A 22,325-nucleotide genomic window follows, 5' to 3' on the forward strand; every position below is an offset into this window, starting at 1 on the left:
TCCTCCTCATTAATTAACCGACGTCTTTGTGAGTAGTCTTCCCCATGAATTGACTATTATATAAGTCGGCATAGAAGCCGCCCTGCTCCAGCAGCTCTTCATGGGTCCCTTTCTCGATAACCGCGCCTTTATTCATGACTAGAATAAGGTCGGCATCCCGGATCGTCGAAAGCCTGTGCGCGATGACAAAGCTCGTTCTTCCTTTCATCAGCTCGTTCATTGCCTTCTGAATATACACCTCCGTCCGGGTGTCGACGCTGCTCGTCGCTTCATCCAGAATAAGGATCGACGGATCGGCAAGGATTGCGCGGGCAATGGTCAGCAGCTGCTTTTGCCCTTGAGATATATTCGACGCTTCTTCATTCAGAACCGTATCGTAGCCCTCCGGCAGGGTGCGGATAAAATGATCCGCATGCGCCGCTTGCGCCGCGCGGACGACATCCTCCTCGGTCGCCCCGGCGCGTCCGTAGGCGATGTTGTCCCGGATCGTCCCGTTGAAGAGCCAGGTGTCCTGCAGCACCATGCCGAACATGCTGCGCAGCCCCCCGCGGCTCATCTCTGTAATATCCGTGCCGTCTATCGTAATTTTACCGCCATTCAGCTCGTAGAAGCGCATCAGCAGATTAATCAGCGTCGTCTTGCCCGCGCCTGTCGGCCCTACGATGGCTATCGTTTGCCCTGATGAGACGTTAATATTCATATCCTCGATCAGCGGGGCATCCTCTTTGTAGCCGAACCGAACGTGCTCGAACCGCACTTCTCCCCGCGGCTTCGCAATCGCCTGCGGGCGGGGCGCTTCCGGCACCTCTTCCTGCTCGTCAAGCAGCTCGAAAACCCGCTCGGCCGAGGCAATGGTCGATTGAATGATGTTGGCGATATTAGCCAGCTGCGTAATCGGCATGGAGAACTGCCTTGTATATTGGATGAACGCTTGAATATCCCCGATCTCGATCGACCGTTTGGTAACCAGAATACCGCCGACTACACTGACAAGCACATACCCTATATTGCTTACAAAGCTCATCATCGGCATAATGATTCCCGAAATAAATTGCGCTTTCCAGCCGGATTCGTACAGCCGGTCATTGATCTCATCGAACGTTTCGACCGATTTGGCTTCGCGGCCGAACGCCTTAACGATCCGATGCCCCGTGTACATTTCCTCCACATGGCCGTTCAGCTCGCCAAGCGACTTCTGCTGGCCCATGAAATGCTTCTGCGACCGGGAGGCAACCCCCTTGGTCACGATCAGGCTGAGCGGAAGCGTCAGTACCACGATCAAGGTCAAGATCGGGCTGATCGTCAGCATCATGATAATGACGCCCACGACCGTCACCAGAGAAGTAATCAGCTGGGTCAAGCTTTGCTGCAGCGTGCTGCTGATGTTGTCGACATCATTGACCACCCGGCTCAAAATTTCCCCGTTCGTCTTGGAATCGAAGAACTTGAGCGGCAGCCGCGACAGCTTACCGTTCAATTCATTGCGCAGGTCCGACACCGTCTTCTGGGCAATGCCCGCCATAATATACTGCTGGATATAGCTGAAGATAGAGCTCACAATGTAGAGCACAATCAGCAGCAGCAGAATATTCCCGATATAACCGAAATCCACCTCGGCGCCCGGAACGTTGTGAGCCTTCATCATGATGCCCTCGAACAGCTTCGTGGTCGCCTTCCCCAATATTTTGGGACTGACCGTACTGAACACCGCGCTTAATATGGCCGCCGCCAGCACGGTCAGCAGCGCCATGCGGTGCGGCTTCAAATAACCTGCCAGCCGGCGCAGCGTGCCCTTGAAGTTTTTGGCCTTCTGCACGGGCATGCCCATCCGCGGGCCGCCGCCCGGACCGCCTCCGAAGCCGCCGGGTTACTTTTTCTGTTCGCTCATGGGGTTTCCTCCTTCCCGGAATCTCCCGCCGCAGCCGTCTCTGCGGCTTCCTGCAGCGCGCTCTCGGACAGCTGCGAGGCGACGATCTCACGATAGACGCCGCAGCCGCTCATCAGCTCCCGGTGCGTTCCGATGCCTGCGATTTCTCCATCCTCCAGTACAATAATCCGGTCGGCGTCCATCACGGTCGTGACCCGCTGCGCTACGATCAGCACAGTAGCATCGCCGGTTTCTCCCTTCAACGCCGCTCGCAGCAGCGCGTCGGTTTTAAAATCCAGCGCGGAGAAGCTGTCGTCGAATACATAGATCTCCGGCCTCCGGACCAAGGCACGCGCGATCGACAGCCGCTGCTTCTGCCCGCCGGATACGTTCGTGCCCCCTTGGGCAATGACAGAATTGAATCCTTCCGGCATCCCTGCGATAAAATCGCTTGCCTGAGCAATGCTTGCGGCATGCTGAATTTCTTCGTCAGTGGCCTCCTCTTTGCCGTACCGGATATTGTCCGCGATCGTTCCGGAGAACAATACAGCCTTCTGCGGCACAAAACCGATCTTGGCGCGGAGAACGGCCTGCGGCATCTCCCGCACATCGACACCGTCCACCAGAATGCGGCCTTCGCCCACATCATAAAAGCGGGGAATCAGACTGATCAGCGTCGATTTGCCCGAGCCGGTTCCGCCGATGATTGCAGTCGTCTCACCCGGCTCCGCATGGAAAGAGATACCGGACAGCGCCGGTTTTTCTGCGCCGGGGTAGTTGAAGCCGACATTTTGAAACTCGACATAGCCTTTTTTCAAACGAGCCTGTTCGGCGTGAGCCGCATCCCCGTCCTTCATATCCGGCCTCATGTCCAGCACTTCGTTAATCCGTCCTGCAGAAACCGATGCGCGAGGAATCATCACGAACATCATCGAAACCATAATTAACGAGAACATGATCTGCATCGCATACTGGAGAAAAGCCATCAGGTCCCCGACCTGCATATGCCCCTCGCTGATCCGGATCCCGCCGAACCAGACGATCGCAATCGAACAAAAATTCATAATCAGCATCATCACCGGCATCATTGCCGCCATAATCCGGTTTACCTTGGTAGCCGTGTCCGTCAAATCGCGGTTGGCTGCCCGAAAGCGGACTTCCTCATGTTCAATCCGGTTAAAGGAGCGGATGACGCGGATGCCGGTCAAGCCTTCACGCAGCACCAAATTCAAATGATCCAGCTTTTTCTGCAGCGCTTTGAACAGCGGCATCCCCCGGCTCGCAATAAGGAAAATGGCCCCTGCCAGCACCGGAACGACCACAACGATGACAAGCGACAGCTTGGCGTCCTTCGATACCGCCATGATGATCCCACCGATACACATCATGGGCGCGCTGATCATCATGCGCATCATCATGGTCAGCACCTGCTGCACTTGCGTAATATCGTTGGTCGTGCGCGTGATAAGCGACGCCGTGCCGATTTTGTCAAACTCCTGAAGCGAGAAGTTTTCTACGTGCGTAAACACTTTGCCCCGCAAAATTTTGCCGAAGCCCGCCGCCACCTTGGACGAGTAATAGCTTGCCGCTATGGAGCACAGCCCGCCTAACGCAGCGACCAGCAGCATAAAGCCGCCGATTTTGAAGATATAAGGGGTGTCCCCTTGTACGATCCCATGATCGACGATATCGGACATTAAAGTCGGGAGGTACAGATCAGAGAGAGACTGAAGAAAAATCAAGACCAACACGAAAGTAACCGGCAGCCGGTACGGCTTCAGAAATGCGAACAGCTTCTTCACAGTTTCTCCCCCTCTTCTCTCGTATTCTTCTCCGCAGCCGCAGCCGCCGACCTCTCGCTGAAGTATGCACAGGATTTGTTGAGCAGGCCGGCCAGCTGCCGGCTTTCCTCTTCGCCCAAATGAGCAACCAGTCCGTTAAACAGCGCGGAGATCGTCACCGCTCTTTTGCCGGCCGCTTCTTCCCCTTTCGCCGTAAGCCTGACCCTGACTGCCCTCCGATCGGATGGGTCCATCGTTCGCTCCACCAGTCCCTGCTCCTCTAAGCTGTTGATCAGCTGAGTGACGGTCGGCGAGGTAACCTGAAGCAAGCCGCTGATCTCCGACACCTTCATTCCCATGCTGCCGGGCTGCGTATGCTTCCTTATACAGAATAAGGTCATAATTTCGCTGGATTTGCCGCCTTCCATTGCCCTGTGCTGCTGCCAGGAAGCGCGGCCGAAATGCCTGAAAGCCAGCATAAGCTCCTGAGCGACGGGGTCCATATTCATCTCCATTCGAGTCACCTCAACTTTAGATAGGTATACTAATATATAGGTATACTAATAATTTAATGATGAAATTATACGACGTAAAGTATCTATATGTCAATTCTGCAGGTTATTCAAAAAAAAAGGAGATACATCTCCTCCCGCAAGCATCAGCCAGCCTGCAACCGTTATCAGTTTCAGCTTGTCCTATTTTTTCAAAAGGCGGGCCGATTTATGCGATATAAGTCAGATCCGGATCCATACTCCCGGTATACCTTGGCACTAAACACCATTACCGGTTTCCATTTTATAGAACACTTATGACCACAAATGCTCTAACCTCATATATCCCGTTATTAACCCTCAAATTAACAGGTAAACCGAATGGAGTGTTTATATCGGCTTTATCTTTGGTACTGTGGGCAAGCACTCCGCCGCCGAGCGGCGGTCGGTCAAACCTGCCAGGCCCTCTCTCTGTCCTCTGCACAAACAAACCTTATAAGCAGATTGCTCTGCGGCGGCACAGGCTCCACTTAAACCAAAAAAAGGCTGCCCGTCGGCCGGAACCTCAGGTTCCAGCTGCAGGGCAGCCCTTGCGTTTATTTCATTTCATTATCCGATATGCTTGAAAGCTTGTACTGCTCCATCCCATCTTCCCGCAAGAGAGAGAAGCGGTCAGGCCATGGCATGGCTACGGCATTAAACCAGCAATGTCACGACCTTGCCTTCATTTACGTTAATCAGCCCATGATCGGTAATCTTCAGCGCCGGGCTGACCGGCAGCGAATGCGTGCTGATCGACATGATCGGGTTGTAATGCTTGTAGCCGAGCGAGAACATCGCTTTGCACAGCTGGTCGACCGCCGCAGCCGTCTCCGTGAGCGGCGCCTCGGTCAGAATACCGCCGACCGGCAGATGAAGGAAGGCCAGTACTTGACCGTCCTCCACGACGCAGAAGCCGCCTTGATGCCGGATCACTTCATTGGCCGCGAGCTGCATATCCACGGCATTGTGCCCCACAACGAGCAGGTTGTGGTTGTCGTGCGAGTAGGTCGTCGCCACCGCGCCGCGGCGGATCGTATCGCCGCCAATCAGCCCGTGTGCGCGGCCGCCGCCCTTGCCGTACCGCTCGAACGTGGCGATCAGGCCATAGCCGCTGTCCTGCCAGTTCAGCAGGCCGTCCTTGACTTCCACCTCGGCATGATGCTCCTCCGTGAAGGTCGAGCCGTCCTTTACCAGCATCACGCGGCACGCATGGTGCCCGTCCGCCGCGTCTACGGCGACCGCGAAATCCGCCTCGCCGAGCGGAGACAGCTTCACGCTCTCGTAGTAATGCGCCGGGAAGGCTCCGGCGGACGTTGTCGGCGCGTACGGCTCGCCGGCGTCGTACACCTTGCGGCCGTTTTTGTACACCTGCTCAATCGCAAGCTCCTCCAGCCGGGAAATCAGCACGAAGTCGGCGATTTTCCCCGGAGCCACCGCTCCGCGGTCGTACATCCGCATCCGGCGGGCTGGCGTATACGTAGCCGCATAAATCGCCTGCTCCGGCGTCATGCCCATCCCAATCGCCTTACGGACGATATGGTTGAGATGCCCCCGGCGCTCGAAGGAATCCGCCATCACGTCGTCGGTCACAAAGCAGAAATGCTCCGATACGTCATTCTCGATCAAATAATTCATGACCTCGGCGGTCATCGATTTCTCCTGAATCTCGATGAACATGCCCGCGGCGATCCGCGCTTCCATCCCTTCAATCGATTGATGGGTATGGTCGGAATTAACGCCGCTGTAGATGATACGGTGCAAATCCAGATCCAGCAGCTTAGGCACATGCCCCTCGATAATAAGATGCGGATAATACTCCTGAATATGCCGCAAAATTTGATTCGTCTTGCAGCCCGGTTCCGTAATCACGTCCACGTAGTTCATAATTTCGCCGAGGCATTGAATCCGTTCCGTACGCAGCAGCTCGTCCAAATCGGCGATTTCGATCGAGCCTCCGGTCGTTTCCATCGAGGTGGCTGGAACCGAGCTTGGAATGGCATAGAACATATCAGCCACGCAGTCCCGGCTCGCCTGAATCATCTGCTTCACGCCGTCCAAGCCGAATACATTCGCCATTTCGTGCGGTTCCGGCACAATCGTCGTCACACCGTTCTGTATGAGCCCGTGCGAGAACGTCGCCGGGGTAACCATCGTGCTCTCAATATGAAGGTGAATATCGACGAGGCCGGGTATCAAATAGTTCCCTTGTCCGTCCAATACGTCCGCCGCTTCGAAGCTCTCGCTCCCGCGGGGCCCGATATACAGAAACCTGCCGTCCAGCACGGCGGCATTGCCCTCGATAAATCGTTTAAAGTAACTGTTATAAATCCGAACATTGTTAATCAATAAGTCTACACGCATGATGTCTGCACCTCCCAAGTACGCTGGCGCCAAGGCAGCCTGCGTTATGCAGGCGGACCCGCCTTCGATCAAGGCATGTCCGTCCCGCCGTCTGCCGCCCGGCGCTTCACTCTATTCCACCAGCACAAGCTTCTCCGCAGGAAACAGCAGGCGAACCTCTGCCCCGCCGGCATATGGCATTTCCATTTCTTTGTTGACGGTGAAATGCCCCAGCCCGGTTTCCACAACGTACTGGTAGCTTCTGCCGAGGAACGTGCTGACTTTGACGCGGCCTGTCAGCTGATTCGGCCCCGCCTCCAGCTCCTCCGGCGTGCCGATAACAAGATCGTCCGGCCGCAGTGCGCCTTTCATTCCGCGCTGCTCCGCTTTGCCCAAGTGCTTCGCGGCAAAGAAAGTGGAGCCGCCTGCTTTCAATTCGATGCGATCCGCGCTTTCCTGTCTCTGCTCGAACGTAATGAAGTTGTTGAAGCCGATAAACCGCGCAACAAACTCCGTCTTCGGATATTTGAAAATTGCCGACGGACGGTCCGAATTGCTCGATTATCCCCTTGTTCATAATCGCCACCTGATCGGAGATCGAAAAGCATTCCTCCTGATCGTGCGAAACATAGACGGTCGTAATGCCCAGCTCCTGCTGGATGCGGCGGATTTCCGTTCGCATATTGACGCGCAGATTCGCGTCCAGATTGCTGAGCGGCTCATCGAACAGCAGCAAATCCGGCTCGATGACCAGCGCCCGGGCAATCGCCACACGCTGCCGCTGTCCGCCGGACAGCTCTTTCGGGTACCTTTTCTCGAAGCCGCTGAGGCTTACGGTTTCCAGTATTTTACCAACGCGCTGAGCGATTTCCTTATCGTTTACCTTGCGCAGCCGCAGGCCGAACGCCACATTGTCGTATACCGACAAATGCGGAAACAGCGCGTAGCTTTGGAAGACGAAGCCGAAGTTGCGCTTGTTCACCGGCACGCGGGTGTAGTCCTTGCCGTTCAGCGCGAAGCGGCCGTCCTTGGCTTCGAGGAAGCCTGCGATCAGGCGCAGCGTCGTCGTTTTGCCGCAGCCGCTAGGTCCGAGCAGCGAGATCAGGTGCCCTTTTTCCACATTCAGGTTGAAGTCTTTCAATATATAATTCTGGTCATAAGCAACCGAAATATTTTCCAATGTGAGCAGTGCCATGTCGACAGCCCTCCGTTCTCATTATCGTTTCGTAAAGTAAGACAAGCCCATCAGCCGTTCAATAATGAACATGAAGATACCCGTGAAGATCATCAGCAGCACCGAAATGCCGGCAATCGTCGGATCAAAATGATTTTCGACATACGTCAGCATTTGAATCGGCAGCGTGCTTACCCCCGGACCGGTCATGAAGACGGAGATGTCCACATTGTTAAAGGATTCGAGGAAGGCGATCAGCACCGCAGCGATAATGCCCGATTTGATGTTCGGCAGCACAACCTTGAAGAACGTTTCCAGCTGACCCGCACCCAGGCTGAGCGCCGCTTCCTCAACGGCAAAATCAAAGTTTGCCAGACTTGAGGCAATGACGCGTATAATGAACGGCAGCATGATGACCGTATGCCCGATCAGCAGCGCCGCATAAATCGGCAGGTGGTATGCCACGATAAGATACCGGAGCATCGTAAAGCCCAGCACGATACCGGGAATTAACACCGGCGAAATAAAAATCGCATTCAGCGCATCCTTGCCCTTGAATTGAAACCGGCTGAGCGCATAGGCCGCCGGCACGCCGATCAAGAGAGCCAGCAGGTTGCCGATCAGCGAGACGACGATGGAGGTTTTGAAGGTCGTCAGGAACATCGTGACATCCAATATATTGTGATACCATTTGAGCGAAAAGCCTGTCGGCGGAAACTTCAATACGCTGCTCGGCTCAAACGACGCCACGGCAATAATGAGCAGCGGTCCGAGCAGGAACAGATAGACCAGAAGCGTAAACAGGCTCAGGACCCGGTGTTTCTCCCGCATGATGTTCTACCCTCCCGGATTCAACTTGGCGGCCAGCTTGTTCATCAGCGCAATAACGACGAAGGTGATCACAATCATGATCGTCGCAATAACCGAAGCCAGATACCAGTCATTCAATGTAATGGCGTTCTGATACAAGAACGTGGAGATAACGCGCTGCTTCCCGCCCAGCAAAGCCGGCGTCGTATAGGCCGTCAAGCTGCCGACGAACACGAGAATGCTCCCGATAATCAGACCCGGCACGCTGAGCGGCACGATAATTTTGCAGAACGCGCTGAATTTGCTTGCTCCGAGGCTTTCCGCCGCTTTGATCAAGTCCGGATCGATATTCTCCATCACCCCGACCAGTGTAATGATAATCAGCGGCAGGAACAGATGGATCAGACCGATCATCATTGCCGTCGGCGTATATAAAATGTCCATCGGCTCATGAATCAGACCGATTGCAAGCAGAGTGTTGTTCAACAGCCCTTTTTTGCCGAGGATAATCATCCAGCTGAACGAACGCACTACCGAGCTGGTCAGCAGCGGAAAAATCGCCAGTGCCAGCAGAATCCCTTTGCGCCGCGGGCCCTGCCTCGAAATGTAATAAGCCGCAGGGAAGCCGATCGCGATACACAAAACGGTCGTGACCACGCTCACCCGCAGTGTCGTCAGCAGGATGAGCAGGAAGTAAGGATCCTTGAAGAAATGCATATACCCGTCAAAGGTCAGCCGCCCCTCCTGAAAGAAGGTAGACCCTATCGTCAACAGGATCGGAATAATCATGAACGCAGCCAGGAACAGCAGGCCCGGCAGCAGCAGTAAGGCGATATACTTCTTTTTCATGTAAACGGTTCTCCTGTTCCTTTATCAAAATGACTTATGCGCGAAGCTTCTCGACAAACAGCCGGAGAAACGCTTCCGCATCCACATCCATGCACACATGGACATTCGGCTCGCGCGACAGCCGGTTCTGGAAATCGCAGACCGTCTGGCCGTCGCACAGGTCGCTTCTCGTCTCCACGTCGACATAGTAATGTCGCGTAGTGACCAGCTCCTTGCGCAGCGCTACGCCCACCGCCAACGGATCGTGCAGCGCGCAGGCCCGCACGCCGTTGCGCTCCATATAGCGCTTCATGTAGTCCTGCGTGCTCTCGGCCACATAGCGGCCAATCGGCGTATCGCCCAGCGCCCGAATATGCTCGTCGGCCATCAAGGCTCTGCGCGTCACATCGAGCCCTACCATCGTCAGCTGAGGGAAGCCGGCATGAAACACGAGTTTGGCAGCCTCCGGGTCCACGTAGATGTTATACTCGGCGACAGGCGTCACATTGCCGAAGCCCGAGGCCACGCCTCCCATCAGGATCACTTCCTTGACCTCGTTCACCAGCTCGGGATAGGCCGTTACAGCTATCGCCAGGTTGGTCAGCGGCCCCGTCATGACCAGCGTAATCTCTCCCGGCGCGCGCCGAACCTGATCAATGATGAAGTCGACGGCATGTCCCTCGGTCTGCTCCCCCCGACCGCCATATCCTTCAACGCACCGCCCAGACCGTCCTGTCCATGCACCCGGTGCTCGAAGAACGACGTGCGCATCAGCGGCTTCACCGCCCCTGGAACAACGGGAATCTGTCCCTCCACGCCGAGCAGCTGCAGTATTTTACAGGTATTGACCGTCGCCTGCTTCATCGAAACATTGCCATTGACCGTCGTAATGCCGCAGATGTCCATTTCCCCGCTTTTGACGGCGAGCAGAATGCCTAATGCATCATCCACCCCCGTATCCACATCCAGAATAACCTTCTTTGTCGTCACCGCGAGCTTCTCCCCTTTCCGCTAATACGCTTTCTTCTCCGCTCAAAAAGAAAACAAGGGCACATGCCTGCAGAGCGTGCGATATACCCTTGTCCGGTTTCATTCATCCTTCGAATCTTACTGTGCGACTTCTTTATTCCAACGGTCGATCCAGGCTTTCAAGTTCTGGTTGACGAATTTCATATCAAGCTTACGAAGCTTACCGACGACATCTTTGCCGTAAGTAATGCCCTGCGTGTCATCTCCGGACAATTGCAGCGTTGTATTAACCGGCGAATCCACTTTCGCCTTGGCCGATTTCTCCTGTACCTCTTTGCTCAGGTGCCAGTTGATGAAATCTTCCGCCAGCTGCTTGTTTTTGCTGCCTTTCACGATGTTGACCGTGTTCATGATCGCATAGCCGCCTTCCGTCGGGGAAACGAATTTCGCATCCGGCACTGCAGCTTTGACATCCTTCATGTACATTTCCATAATCGGTCCGGCGGCGATTTCGCCTTGGGCGAACATATTTACGAATTCGGAGGTTTGACCGTAATATTTCACAACGCTTTTATTCAGCTCTTTCATCTTGCCGAACGCTTTATCCGCATCAAAGGAAGTGCTGCCCGCCGCCAAAGAGGCCATATCCAGCATCATCGGTCCGCTCGTGGAGGTAATGTTCGGAATCGTCAGCTTCTTGGCAAGCTCCGGACTCCACAGGTCGCTCCAGGACTTGATGTCCTTTCCTGCCGCTTTCGGGCTGTAGGCAATCCCCAGCTGGCCGATCGTGTAGGCCGGACCGTAGTCTTCGCCGAGCGGCGCCTTGGCTACATCATAAATATCTTTCAGGTTCGGAATGCGGCTGCGGTCGATTTTTTCGAAGATGCCCGCTTCAATGCCCTGTTGTGCATAATAATCCGACAGGTAGATCAGATCGACGCTCGAGCTGCCTTGACGCACTTTGTTCAGACGCTCGGCGTTATTGCCGATTTCCAGTACGATCTTGACGTTATGCTCCTTCTCGAAAGGTGCGTACACTTCTTTCTTGAAGAAGTCGTCGGAGAAGCCCCACGTGGAAATAACAAGCTGCGTCGGCTCTCCCTTCGCAGGAGCTGGAGCTGCCGCATTCGAATCTCCCTGCTCCTTTGCCGGAGCCGCTCCACAGCCGCTTAATGCCATTCCTACCAGAGACAGGGACAGCAGGCCGCCCATCATCTTTTTCTTCATCTTCATCTTCCTCCTAATTGAATGATAAGTATGATTGTGATGCATTGTGATGCATGAACCCCTTTTGCGAAAATGATTACCCATAGGTTACCCATGTCCCGTTTGAAGCTATTCCGGCACAGCCTCCGCCGCCTCAAGCCGATCCGCCGAAACCCCATTCTGAAAGCCGACCCCGCAAAAAAAGAAAAGTGCCCCTTGGTAGAATGAAATCTTCTAACAAGAGCACTTTTCATTGTAAACAATGATCAGCGACATCCGTTGTACATCTGTGGTTTTCTCTTAAGATAGATCAAAAGAGAAACGCCGGCTACGCTATTCAAGTTGATTTGGTCGTATCTTTCAGAATGACGTTCGTGATCGCCCACTGCGTGGCAGGATCGTAGTCTCTGAGCACCGCTTCGATCGACAGCCCGAATTCCTGTTCGAGTCTCTCACGCATCCGCTTCTTGTAAATGGAGGACATATAGAAGTCCACCTCATGCTTCAAGGTTGGGGCTTCCCCCTCCAGAGCGGTAGAACGCGGAGACCGGCGGTGCCGGGCAAGAAACGTCACGATGTTCTGGTCAATCGATGCCTTCAGCAGTGTCGTACCGAACCCGAACAGCTCCTTGGAGACCTCATTGTACAGATGACACAGCTTCTTCTTGTACTCATTCGAGTCTACGAGGGACACGGGATCACCTTCTAGCACAAAATTGACCCATATTGGCTGCTAAACTATTTTAATAATACATAAGATTTCAGATGAAATCAAGAGAATCGTTCGGTTTTATTCTCTGATATCCTGGCGTTTTCGGCCAAAATATGTAAATTATTTTTATAATCCGAATAACTTTATTGCATTAGAGCTTGGAAGCCCGGGCATCAGCGCTTCAGGCTGTCCTCCCGCTTGGAGAACCAGGTAGCCAGCACCGAGCCGGAAATGTTGTGCCATACGCTGAAAATAGCACTCGGCACCGCGGCAATCGGATTGAAATGCGCGGCAGCCAGCGCAGCGCCCAGACCGGAGTTCTGCATGCCTGTCTCCAGAGTAACCGCTTTACGCTTGGCCAAATTCATGCCGAACAGCTTGGCAAAGCCGTAGCCCAATACGTAGCCAAGGCAATTATGCAGAATCACGACGGCAAAAATAATCGGGCCGGTTTCAAGGATTTTGCCCTTGTTCACCCCAACCACGATAGCTACGATCATAACGATGGCAATCGTCGAGACCAGAGGCAGTGCCTTCACGCTGGCTTCAGCCGGCTTTCTGAACAGCGCCTTCACAATTACGCCGAGCAGAATCGGAACGATAACTACCTGAATGATATCCATGAATAACGATTTCGTATTGATGTCCATCCAATGGCCGGCCAGAAGAGAAATGATCGCCGGCGTAGCCAGCGGCGCAATTAATGTAGAAACCGATGCGATCGATACGCCCAGCGCCACATCGCCCTTCGCGAGGAAGGTCATGACGTTGGAAGCCGTTCCGCTTGGGCAGCAGCCTACCAGAATAACGCCTACGGCAATATCCGGCGGAAGCTTCAAAACAACAGCCAGCGCATAAGCCAGCAGCGGCATAATCAGGTAATGGCCGACCACCCCGATGGCCACATCGCCCGGGCGCCGGAAGACTTCACGAAAATCCGCCGAGGACAGCGTCAACCCCATGCCGAACATAACGATCCCGAGCAGCAGCGAGATATCGCCCTTAAGCCCGACAAAGGCCTGCGGGAACGCAAAGCCGAGGACAGCGAACAAAATCACCCAAATGGAAAAGGTGCCTCCGACAAACTTACTGATTTTCTCTACAGTATTCATGGTGTCTTCTCTCCTATATATGTAGTATCTCGAAAATAATAAACATCATTCTACCACAATCTAAAGCCGCGGTCAGCCTGGATTTTCGGCCTGCTTCCAATATGTGCGTGTTGAACCCTCAGTTCACCTCCCCCTATAATGTTAATCCGAAGGGAGTGGTTCATATCATGAAACATTGGAAAGTGCTTGTTATCGCACTCGTACTGTGCATTATGAATATAGCCGGACCTAACGAAAGCGCCAAAGCGGCCGCATTGCTCAAGCCGGGAAGCTCCGGGGGAGACGTCTGGGATTTACAATTCCGGCTGAAAGTGATGGGTTACTACACCCAGCCGCTGGACGGAAAGTTCGGAATCAATACTGCTCAGGCAGTCAGTCAATTTCAAAAAAATTACGGCATCAAAGCCGATGGCTATGCCGGTGACGATACATGGGCGCTGCTCAAAAAATACTCGCTGAACCGCAGCGAGCTCGATATGTTAGCCAAAATCATCTACAGCGAGGCCCGCGGCGAGCCTTATGAGGGACAAGTTGCCGTTGGGGCGGTCGTCATGAACCGCATTCAGTCCGGGCAGTTCCCGAATACGATTGAGGGCGTCATTTTTCAGAAGGGAGCCTTCACCGCCGTCGACGACGGACAATATTGGCTCACGCCGGACAGCACGGCCTATAAGGCCGCGGAGGATGCCGTCAGAGGCTGGGACCCTACAAGCAACTCGCTATATTACTTTAATCCGGATACGGCGACCAGCTCATGGATCTGGTCGAGACCGCAGACCGTACAGATCGGACGTCATATTTTTGCAAAATAAGAACTCTTACCCCGCTTCATTTGAAGCGGGGTTTTTCTTTGTATTCGAGCAGTAGCCGCGGGACGAAAAAAGCAGCCGCCCTCGTTTTATCAAGGGGACTGCTCCGTTGATCGAGCCTGTAGATTCAACCTCTCTTCAACCGCAAGCTATACCCAGCTCTTGAAGCTCCCGCTCCACATCACGCTTCAGGATGCTTTTCTCGCTGTCCTCAAGAAAGGCCGCCTCCACCCCGTTCATCACGAGCTTCGCCAGCTCGCTCATAGTAAAATTGAATTTTTCGGCCAATATTTCGTATTCCTTCGTAATATTCGTACCCGATACGATCGGATTATCGGTATTGATTGTAATGAGGAGCCCCCGATCGAAATAGTCCCGGATCGGATACACATGCCAATCCGCTACTGCCTTGGTCTGGATGTTGCTGACAGGGCACATCTCCAGCGGCACCCGGCGCTCCCTTACCAGCTCCAGCACGGCCGCATCCTCCCTCAGCCGGACGCCGTGGCCGATCCGCGACGCCCCGAGCCGGGTCACGGCCTCGTAAACATTGCCGGCGCCCCCCGCTTCGCCCGCGTGAATCGTGACCGGGATGCCCAATTCCCGGCAGAGGGAGAACACATCGCGGAACCGGTCCGGCGGGAAGGAGGCTTCGTCTCCGGCCAAGTCCACCGCCGCGAGTCCGCGGCCCGCATACAGAGCCGCCGCTTGCACGACGTCCGCATTCTCCTCGTAGCCGTGATGCCGCATGCAGATGGCTATGGCACGGGATTTGACGCCATAATCCCGTTCTCCCCGCTGCAGTCCGGCGAGGACATAGCGGATCGTTTCCTCGGCGGTTAAACCTCCGCTGCGGTGAAGCTGAGGCGCAAACCGAACCTCTACATAGCGGCAGTTATGTTCAGCCGCTTGTTCGGCGATCTCGCAGGCTACCCGCTCCAGCGCCTCTCCCGTTTGCAGAAACGGAAGCACGAAATCAAATTTACTCAAATACTCCTTCAGACTGCCGCAGCTCTCGTCCACCTGCATAAAGGGGAGGAGTGTCTTCCTGCATCCCGCAGGCAGCTCGGCACCCTGCCTCCGCGCCAGCTCCAGCAGCGTCTCGGGCTTGACGCTTCCGTCCAGATGCACATGCAGATCCACCTTGGGCAGTTGATAAAGCAGCTCCTTCATCCCGCGCTTCTCCATCTCGATCACTCCTCCTTCAAATGTTGGACCGGCTTATAACGGCGGCAAAAATAGTTTTTATTACTTTAACTCCGCGAAATGTTTATGTCAACATATTTAACACAAATATCTTGATTCCATTTTATGGGTAATGTTATATAACGTGAACACAAAAAAAGCTCTCCATCGAACGAGAGACCGCTGAAAAGTTATCGCTACGAGTACGGAACGTTCTGACGATCACTGTTGTCCCTGGATTCCTTTGATTCTCTTCCGCTTGCAGCGGTTGAAGTCCAGGGACAAAGGCGAACGCTTTCGCTTCTACAGAACGATTCCGTACTCTCCGTTAGTTTTTCAGCGGCCTCTTCCGAAATAGAGAGGCGGCTATAGCCGAGCCATATTTAGCTGTATTTTATCATATCCGCAACAATAATGAATACGGCGCCGATCACAAGCCACATAGCCATCAGCGGCCAGAAAAACCGGACCCATTTCTGATAGGTGATTCCCGATACGGCCAGACTTCCCATCAATGCCGAGGAGGTCGGCAGAATCATGTTGGTGAAGCCGTCGCCCATCTGGAAGGCGAACACGGCCGTCTGCCGGGTCACGCCCAGCAGGTCGGACAGCGGAACCATAATCGGCATCGTCGTTACTGCCATTCCCGTACCGGAGGTGATGAACACATTCATCAGATTTTGGAAGACGTACATACCAAGCACCTGGATGGAGCGCGGCAGCTCGCCGACGACAATGGACAAGCTGTTGACGATCGTGTCAATGACATTGCCGTGATCGAGCACGACCATAATCGCTCTCGCGATACCGATAATAAATGCGCCGTACGTAATCGCGCTGGCGCCCTTTACGAACTCACGGGCGATCTGGCTTGGACCGAAGCCGCTGCAGAAGCCGGACACCACACCCATCGTGAGGAACAGCGCAGCCAGCTCCTCCATCCACCAGCCCTTCTTCGACACGCCCCAGATCAGGAAGCCGAAGCCGAGAATAACGGTAATAATCGTCAAATAGTGCTTAAGCTGCATCGTTGGCAGGTTTGAGAAATCTACCTTGTGCTGGCCGTCGGCCTGCTGCTCCAAGTCATAGACCAAGCCCTGCTGCGGATTGCTTTTCACCTTGCCGGCATAGCGCATTAAATAAATACTGGTCACAGTAATCAGACAGACCAGCAAAATAATGCGCAGCCAGATGCCGGAGAAGATCGGAACCTGCGCAATCGCCTGCGCCAAGCCGACGTTAAACGGATTGAGCAGACCCGCCGTAAATCCGCAGGAGGCTCCAAGCGAAATCATCGCCGTCCCCGTCAGCGCGTCGTATCCGAGCGCCCGGGCTATCGCAATACCGATAGGCACGAACACCATAACCTCGGTCGACATCCCCATCGTGAAGCCCCCGACCGAGAAGAGCGTCAGGAAGACCGGTATGACCCACTTTCCTCGAGAAGCGAACGTCCGGGCCACCCTGCCGGTGACCGCCTCAATGGTTCCCGTAGAAGAAATAATTTGAAATGCGCCACCGATAATAAAAATGAAGAAGACGACGTCCGCCGAATCCACCAGCCCGTGAACGACCGACTTCGGAATGTCGACCAGGCTGATCGGACTGGCATCGACTTGATGATACGATCCGGTGACAAGCAGCGATTTCCCCGTCGCTTTATCCTTCACCCGGTCGAATTTCCCGGCAGGAATCGCATAGGTCAATGCCGCCGCGACAAAAACCAGAATCATCAAGATGACAAACGTATGCGGCATTTTGAACCATTTGCGTGAGCTTGCCTGCGTGCTATCCATGAATTGCTCCCCCGTTTCTTTCCTGCTTCCACTGTTCAAATTCTTGACGTACCTGCGTGAACGCCTCCGCGTCCGTACATAGATCATAAGCGGTCATCGCCATCGCCTTGGCGGCCTGATTCAGCTCGATCATCCCTTCCTCCGCCCCGGCCAGCCTGCAAAACTCAGGTGTATGCGTCGTGGCGTCGCCCAGCCGGATATAAGGATGAATCGTCGCCGTCACCTGACCGACGTTACCGATATCCGAGGAGCCGATGCCTCCCTTGGCCGGCGGCTCGACAACCTCGATGCCCAGCTGCTCAAGGTTATCCCGGAACATGCCGGCAAGCGCCCTATTGTTATTCCGCTCGGCATAGATCAAGCCTTCGGTAATATCCACCGCAGCCTCCACGCCTTCGGCTGCATGGCGCACCGCACGGTAAACCTTCTCCCGTACCGTCTTCAGCTCTTCTACGTTAGCCGCCCGCAGAATAAAGACCGCCTCGCAGAGCTCCGGTACCACATTCGGGGCATCTCCGCCCTTCGTGATGATGCCGTGCACGCGCACGTCCTCCTTCATAAACTGCCGGAGCGAATTGATCGCGACAAAAGCATTAATCATCGCATCGAGTGCGCTGATGCCTTTCTCCGGCGCAGAAGACGCATGCGCCTGCCGCCCGTGGAACGTGAACGTCGCGTCCACACAGGCAAGCGCTCCGCGCAGCACCATCGTCTTGTTCTGCGGATGCACCATCATCACCGCATCGATGGCATCGAAGACGCCCTCGTTGCACATGATGATTTTGCCGCCGCCCTCTTCCTCAGCCGGTGTGCCCAGCACGATAATTTTGCCCGGCAGCTCCGGACAGGCTTCCTTCAAAGCCAAGGCCGCGCCTACGGCCGCCGTGCCGATCAGGTTGTGCCCGCATGCATGGCCGATCGCCGGGAGCGCGTCATATTCCGCAAGCAGCGCGACCGTCGGTTCGCTCCCGCTCCCTTCCCACGTAGCCCGGAAGGATGTCGGCAGTCCGGCTATGCCTTTCTCCACCTGAAAGCCCGCCTCTTCCAGCGGCTCCGTTAACCATCCTTGGGCCTGATGCTCGTGAAAGCTCAGCTCCGGGTTCGCATGAATCCGCTGCGCGATGGCCCGCAGCTGCCCGTCCAGCGCATCGACCGTCTGCCGAATCGCTTCTTTTTGTTGCTTTGCCTGTTCCTTAGCCATACCGCTTCCGCCTCTCGCCTTTGTATGCATCATCACCTGCTCGTCCAAGCGCAGCAGCGAATATTTATGCATCTTTATTGAATTATTGTAAAACCGGCCTTGAAATAAGTAAAATTAATAGTTTTTAGCATTCAACCTAAAATTTTTTTATGGAAATACAGAAATCAGCTTTGTTTTCCCGTATTTTAACAGCTAACATACTACGGAATGGAGGATAGACCCTATCCAGTTCTTCCACGCTTGGTGTTCCCTTTCTTGCCCATTCCCATTTCCCCACCAGGGGCCGGGGTATATTTATGCACTCTTCGCCGCATAAAGCGGTGGCTGGATGCGGAAACTCTTTCACAAGCCTCCAGCAAAAAAAGGCGCCCCTCTCTCCCCAAAGGAGATGCGCGCCTTTCCGTTTCTAACTTTATTTTACAATCGGCTCTTAGGCATGGATACGCCTCAATGCGCAGCTTTAACTGCGTGCCTCTGCGCTCCTTCAATTTTTCAACGTACCCGATGAATCCCAGATATCATCTGCGAATGCTGTGTGGCGGTCAACCGGACCCGCTCCCCAGGCGCCTACGCATGCTGTTCTTTCATAAAGCCGACAAATCGGTCAGCTACAGCCAGATGCAGCAGCGACTCCTTATACAGCATCCACGTATTGCGCTTCATCAGCTCTCCGTTCGACTGTATCAGCTCCAGTGAATATAATCCGTCGCTCGGCGTGACGAAAATGCCGGGAATGATGGAGTACCCAAGACCGTGCTTGACCATTTCCTTGCACGTCTCGTAGCTGTCCACCTGCATTGTAATGTTGGGCGGCCTGTTGTACCTCTCCCGCCACCAGGCATAGATCGCATCGCCGAAAGGCACCGCAACCGATCCGGGCGAATGGGTGATTGGCTGCTTATAGTGAATCTGCGGGAGGTCGGGAAGCTTATCGAGTTCAATCGGTTCCCGCGAGATGATGCAGATCGGCTCGTCGTGCAGCAGAAATTTGGAGTAGAGCCACGGGTACTCCCCCCGGATGACTCCGACATGGATCTCCTCCTGCGTCAGCAGCTCGACGATCTCCGAGCTTAATGCGCAGGTAACGATGGGCTGCACCTCCGGATACAGCACGCTGAATTTTTTCAGCAGGGGCGGCAGCTTGTACAGCCCGAAATAGCTGGATACGCCGATGCGGAGATTTCCCTTCACCTCATTGCGCATGTTAGCAATATATTCTTTCATCTTATGCAGCTCATCAAGTGTCTTTTTCGCGTAAGCGGCCAAATATTCGCCCTCCGGGGTAAATTTGGTCCCTTTGGCGTTTTTGATTATGATCGGTACGCCGAACTCCCGCTCCATCTGCTGAAGCCGATAGGTTAAAGCCGGCTGTGTAATAAACAGACGCTCTGCGGCCTTCGTCAGACTTTGCTCTTCGGCGAGATATCGAAGCATCAAGCAATCTTTCTCGTTCATAACGGATTCCCCGCTTTCTGTTTCTACTATAGGCTTCCTCCTCCCGGGATTCAAGCCTATTTCGATCGCTATCTTTTATTTGACCAAAGGTTAATAAAAGTGTGCTTCCCACTCTTCCCTCCGCCTCTCTGCCATCCCCGACCTGAGTCCAGCCTCCACCCCATCCCCGGACAGTTGAATCGGACTTCCTTAATCTGTATGCTATAAGGAAAGCTCCCGTTCGGAGCCTGTGGTGCCGAAATCAGTAAACAACCCCACAAAGTGGGGCTCATGTTTCGAAGCGGACGAAGGTACTTTGCGGGGACCCCGAGAACATATCAATAAATTCTATCATGTAAAAAACGGACCGCTCCTTCAGAGCGGCCATCTTCCCATAGAGGAGCGAATAAATCATGAGCTACGATGCACTGCTCGACATGATCGGGCAGTATGGATATGCCGCGCTGTTTTTCCTGCTGTGGCTGGGCATTGTCGGCATGCCGGTGCCTGACGAGGTCATTGTCATGACCGGGGGCGCGGCTACGTCAAGCGGCCTGCTGCACTGGCTGCCCGCCTTCCTGCTGACCTATCTCGGCGTTATTTCCGGGCTCTCGCTCGGCTATGGACTCGGCCGGTTCATCGGCACGCCGATCTTGAATAAGCTGCGAAAGAAAAAGAACATGGACAAATATTTGCGTACCTCGGAACGGCTGATCGACAAATACGGCAGCTTCGCGCTGGTCATCAGCTATTTTTTTCCCGTGGTCAGGCATGTCGTCCCGTACATCGTCGGCTTCAATCAGATGACTTTCCGGCGCTACGCCCTGATTTCGTATACAACCGGTCTTATCTGGACGCTGCTCTTCTTTACCGTCGGGCAGTTTGCCGGAGGCCATGTGGACGAAGCGATGACTATGGTGCACCATTACGGACTCCGGCTGTTATGGGTCCCCTGCGTCGCATTGGCCGCATTCGCGGCAGCCAAATTTGCGCTGAAGCTAAAAAGGAGAGGCTCCGCTTGAGCCTCTCCTTCCTTTTTATACGGTCATACGGAGACCGACTGTTCTTTGAACTCGTGCTGGATAAGCCCGTGCTTCTCCCATGCCCGGCTCTTCCACCGGAAATACATGATGACCGCGCGCATCCATTCGTCGGCAGCAATGGCCAACCAGATGCCGGCCAGCCCCAGATCAAGCTTGAATACGAACAAATAGCCCAAAGACAAGCTCATCGCTACCATCGTAAACATGCCCACCCACAGCGGATACTTCGCATCCCCCGCCGCCCGCAGCGAATTGATGAGCACGATATTGATCGTCCTGCCGGTCTCCAGCACAATGCTGAGCAGCAGCACATTGGCGCCGAGACGGACGATTTCCGGATCGGCCGTAAACATCCCCATCAGCGGCTTGCGGAGCACAATGACCGCAGCGACCATCAAGAGCGTAGCTGCGCTTGCCCAGCGCGCGCTCTTCCAGACGCGGAAGTAAGCTTCATCCTTCCGGTTCCCGCCGACCAGGCGGCCGACAATGATCGCGGTTCCCATGCCTATGGCGATCGCGAACAAATAAATAAACATCGATATATTCGATGCATACTGCTTCGCCGCCAGCGCTTCCGCTCCCAGAAACGTAGTATAATAGACGAAAACGGTCTGACACGTCTGATACATCACCTGCTCGAAGGCGGAAGGAATGCCGATCTTCAAAATTTTGCCGATATATTCCTTCGACAGCGAGAAGTAATAGCGAAGCTCCACCCGAACCGCCATAATGCGGTAAAGCAGCCACACAAAAACAAGCAGAGCCAGCCCGCGGCTCAGCACCGTTGAAATAGCCGCCCCCTGCACACCCAGCTCAGGAGCGCCGAAATGACCGAAAATCAAAGTGTAATTTCCGGCAATATGGATTACATTCATTCCGAGCGACACGAACATCGCTTCCTTCGTAAAGCCATGAACCCGAATAATCGCGGAGAGCGAGTTGATAATCGCCTGCAGGAAGATGCCGCCCCCTACAATGTAGAGATAGTTGCGGGCGAACTCCAATATTTGGCCGGTCAGGTTCAGCGTCTCCAGCAGCGTGCTGCATAAAGTTACGAATGCCGCGCTGATCAGCAGGCCGACAAGCAGATTCATCGTCACCGCAAGCGCGGATATTTTGGCCGCTTCAATCAGCTTGCGCGAACCGATGTATTGCGCTACGACAATCGAGGCGCCGTTGCCGATGACCTCAAGGATCAATATGGCAATATGAAGATACTGATTGGCTGCTCCGACCCCTGCGACGGCGTTATCGGATATAGCGCTTAACATAAATGTGTCTGCAATGCCCATAAGCATAAACAGGAAGATTTCAAGAAAAATCGGCCAGGTCAGAAAAAACAGGTTCATTTTCTCCGGCTTGGCTCCAAGCTCCTGGTTTCCGTGGACGGAAGTCATGATGTCACCTTCTTCAAATGGTTAACCGTGCTTTAAACTAAGGCGTATCGTAGCACAGTTCCCATTCAATTGCACGAACAAATTACCAGTTTGCAAAAGTTTCAAAAATGACGGCGCTTTCGTGCGTC

At 54.3% G+C, this 22,325-nt stretch carries 16 protein-coding genes and 2 pseudogenes; 2 read left to right on the forward strand and 16 right to left on the reverse strand.

Annotation, left to right across the window (positions count from 1 at the left end; all coding sequences use genetic code 11):
• Window positions 1–13: 13 nt before the first annotated feature.
• From ACHHV8_RS32235 to ACHHV8_RS32285, 11 genes and pseudogenes are all read right to left on the reverse strand, one after another.
• The gene (locus ACHHV8_RS32235; RefSeq protein ID WP_395163267.1) at window positions 14–1,828 is read right to left on the reverse strand and encodes an ABC transporter ATP-binding protein; all 1,815 of its coding nucleotides are present in this window, start codon (window positions 1,826–1,828) and stop codon (window positions 14–16) included.
• Between the two features lie 56 nt (window positions 1,829–1,884).
• Window positions 1,885–3,669 carry an ABC transporter ATP-binding protein gene (locus tag ACHHV8_RS32240; protein ID WP_395163268.1) on the reverse strand — a complete coding sequence of 595 codons (1,785 nt, stop codon included), beginning with the start codon at window positions 3,667–3,669 and terminating at the stop codon, window positions 1,885–1,887.
• On the reverse strand, window positions 3,666–4,163 hold the full coding sequence (locus ACHHV8_RS32245) for a MarR family winged helix-turn-helix transcriptional regulator (protein ID WP_395163269.1): 498 nt from the start codon (window positions 4,161–4,163) through the stop codon (window positions 3,666–3,668). Before ACHHV8_RS32245 ends, ACHHV8_RS32240 begins: the two co-directional genes overlap by 4 nt.
• 672 nt (window positions 4,164–4,835) lie before the next feature.
• Window positions 4,836–6,542: an adenine deaminase C-terminal domain-containing protein gene (locus tag ACHHV8_RS32250; RefSeq protein ID WP_395163270.1), complete on the reverse strand. Its 1,707-nt coding sequence runs from the start codon at window positions 6,540–6,542 to the stop codon at window positions 4,836–4,838.
• A 111-nt stretch (window positions 6,543–6,653) separates the two neighbouring features.
• Window positions 6,654–7,716, reverse strand: a pseudogene (locus ACHHV8_RS32255) (ABC transporter ATP-binding protein).
• 21 nt (window positions 7,717–7,737) lie between these two features.
• Window positions 7,738–8,526 carry an ABC transporter permease gene (locus tag ACHHV8_RS32260; protein ID WP_395163271.1) on the reverse strand — a complete coding sequence of 263 codons (789 nt, stop codon included), beginning with the start codon at window positions 8,524–8,526 and terminating at the stop codon, window positions 7,738–7,740.
• 6 nt (window positions 8,527–8,532) lie between these two features.
• A complete protein-coding gene (locus ACHHV8_RS32265; RefSeq protein ID WP_395163272.1) occupies window positions 8,533–9,354 on the reverse strand; it encodes an ABC transporter permease in 822 nt (273 codons plus the stop codon).
• A gap of 34 nt (window positions 9,355–9,388) precedes the next feature.
• Window positions 9,389–10,323: pseudogene (locus tag ACHHV8_RS32270) on the reverse strand (nucleoside hydrolase).
• Between the two features lie 117 nt (window positions 10,324–10,440).
• Complete coding sequence (locus ACHHV8_RS32275) at window positions 10,441–11,529, reverse strand: ABC transporter substrate-binding protein (protein ID WP_395163273.1); 1,089 nt, start codon at window positions 11,527–11,529, stop codon at window positions 10,441–10,443.
• A gap of 316 nt (window positions 11,530–11,845) precedes the next feature.
• Window positions 11,846–12,202 (reverse strand): DUF2294 domain-containing protein, encoded by a 357-nt coding sequence (locus ACHHV8_RS32280; RefSeq protein WP_395163274.1) that lies wholly within the window; start codon window positions 12,200–12,202, stop codon window positions 11,846–11,848.
• 191 nt (window positions 12,203–12,393) lie between these two features.
• Window positions 12,394–13,332 (reverse strand): bile acid:sodium symporter family protein, encoded by a 939-nt coding sequence (locus ACHHV8_RS32285; RefSeq protein ID WP_395163275.1) that lies wholly within the window; start codon window positions 13,330–13,332, stop codon window positions 12,394–12,396.
• A gap of 167 nt (window positions 13,333–13,499) precedes the next feature.
• Here ACHHV8_RS32285 and sleB point away from each other — a divergent pair, with 167 nt between their 5' ends.
• A complete protein-coding gene (gene sleB, locus ACHHV8_RS32290) occupies window positions 13,500–14,144 on the forward strand; it encodes a spore cortex-lytic enzyme (protein WP_395163276.1) in 645 nt (214 codons plus the stop codon).
• A gap of 135 nt (window positions 14,145–14,279) precedes the next feature.
• Here the strand turns inward: sleB and add are convergent, their stop codons facing one another.
• The 4 genes from add to ACHHV8_RS32310 all read right to left on the reverse strand — a co-directional run bounded on the left by add (window position 14,280) and on the right by ACHHV8_RS32310 (window position 19,778).
• Window positions 14,280–15,329: an adenosine deaminase gene (gene add, locus ACHHV8_RS32295; protein WP_395163277.1), complete on the reverse strand. Its 1,050-nt coding sequence runs from the start codon at window positions 15,327–15,329 to the stop codon at window positions 14,280–14,282.
• 380 nt (window positions 15,330–15,709) lie between these two features.
• Window positions 15,710–17,122 (reverse strand): YfcC family protein, encoded by a 1,413-nt coding sequence (locus tag ACHHV8_RS32300; protein WP_395163278.1) that lies wholly within the window; start codon window positions 17,120–17,122, stop codon window positions 15,710–15,712.
• Complete coding sequence (locus tag ACHHV8_RS32305) at window positions 17,115–18,323, reverse strand: M20 family metallopeptidase (RefSeq protein ID WP_395163279.1); 1,209 nt, start codon at window positions 18,321–18,323, stop codon at window positions 17,115–17,117. Before ACHHV8_RS32305 ends, ACHHV8_RS32300 begins: the two co-directional genes overlap by 8 nt.
• A 567-nt stretch (window positions 18,324–18,890) precedes the next feature.
• The gene (locus ACHHV8_RS32310; protein ID WP_395163280.1) at window positions 18,891–19,778 is read right to left on the reverse strand and encodes a LysR family transcriptional regulator; all 888 of its coding nucleotides are present in this window, start codon (window positions 19,776–19,778) and stop codon (window positions 18,891–18,893) included.
• Between the two features lie 392 nt (window positions 19,779–20,170).
• Between ACHHV8_RS32310 and ACHHV8_RS32315 the strand changes: the two genes are divergently transcribed.
• Window positions 20,171–20,779: a DedA family protein gene (locus ACHHV8_RS32315; protein ID WP_395163281.1), complete on the forward strand. Its 609-nt coding sequence runs from the start codon at window positions 20,171–20,173 to the stop codon at window positions 20,777–20,779.
• 23 nt (window positions 20,780–20,802) lie between these two features.
• Here the strand turns inward: ACHHV8_RS32315 and ACHHV8_RS32320 are convergent, their stop codons facing one another.
• Window positions 20,803–22,197, reverse strand: a complete 1,395-nt coding sequence (locus ACHHV8_RS32320; RefSeq protein WP_395163282.1) for an MATE family efflux transporter — start codon at window positions 22,195–22,197, stop codon at window positions 20,803–20,805.
• Between the last annotated feature and the right edge of the window lie 128 nt (window positions 22,198–22,325).

It is taken from the genome of Paenibacillus sp. TAB_01, from assembly GCF_043945595.1.
Taxonomy (GTDB): Bacteria; Bacillota; Bacilli; order Paenibacillales; family NBRC-103111; genus Paenibacillus_S.

Coding starts and splice junctions, on each gene's coding strand:
- ACHHV8_RS32305 (WP_395163279.1), bottom strand. CDS start 18,323: ATGGCTAAGGAACAGGCAAAGCAACAAAAAGAAGCGATTCGGCAGACG.
- ACHHV8_RS32265 (WP_395163272.1), bottom strand. CDS start 9,354: ATGAAAAAGAAGTATATCGCCTTACTGCTGCTGCCGGGCCTGCTGTTC.
- ACHHV8_RS32235 (WP_395163267.1), bottom strand. CDS start 1,828: ATGGGCATGCCCGTGCAGAAGGCCAAAAACTTCAAGGGCACGCTGCGC.
- sleB (WP_395163276.1), top strand. CDS start 13,500: ATGAAACATTGGAAAGTGCTTGTTATCGCACTCGTACTGTGCATTATG.
- ACHHV8_RS32275 (WP_395163273.1), bottom strand. CDS start 11,529: ATGAAGAAAAAGATGATGGGCGGCCTGCTGTCCCTGTCTCTGGTAGGA.
- ACHHV8_RS32310 (WP_395163280.1), bottom strand. CDS start 19,778: ATGAACGAGAAAGATTGCTTGATGCTTCGATATCTCGCCGAAGAGCAA.
- ACHHV8_RS32260 (WP_395163271.1), bottom strand. CDS start 8,526: ATGCGGGAGAAACACCGGGTCCTGAGCCTGTTTACGCTTCTGGTCTAT.
- ACHHV8_RS32285 (WP_395163275.1), bottom strand. CDS start 13,332: ATGAATACTGTAGAGAAAATCAGTAAGTTTGTCGGAGGCACCTTTTCC.
- ACHHV8_RS32300 (WP_395163278.1), bottom strand. CDS start 17,122: ATGGATAGCACGCAGGCAAGCTCACGCAAATGGTTCAAAATGCCGCAT.
- ACHHV8_RS32245 (WP_395163269.1), bottom strand. CDS start 4,163: ATGGAGATGAATATGGACCCCGTCGCTCAGGAGCTTATGCTGGCTTTC.
- ACHHV8_RS32320 (WP_395163282.1), bottom strand. CDS start 22,197: ATGACTTCCGTCCACGGAAACCAGGAGCTTGGAGCCAAGCCGGAGAAA.
- add (WP_395163277.1), bottom strand. CDS start 15,329: ATGGAGAAGCGCGGGATGAAGGAGCTGCTTTATCAACTGCCCAAGGTG.
- ACHHV8_RS32315 (WP_395163281.1), top strand. CDS start 20,171: ATGAGCTACGATGCACTGCTCGACATGATCGGGCAGTATGGATATGCC.
- ACHHV8_RS32250 (WP_395163270.1), bottom strand. CDS start 6,542: ATGCGTGTAGACTTATTGATTAACAATGTTCGGATTTATAACAGTTAC.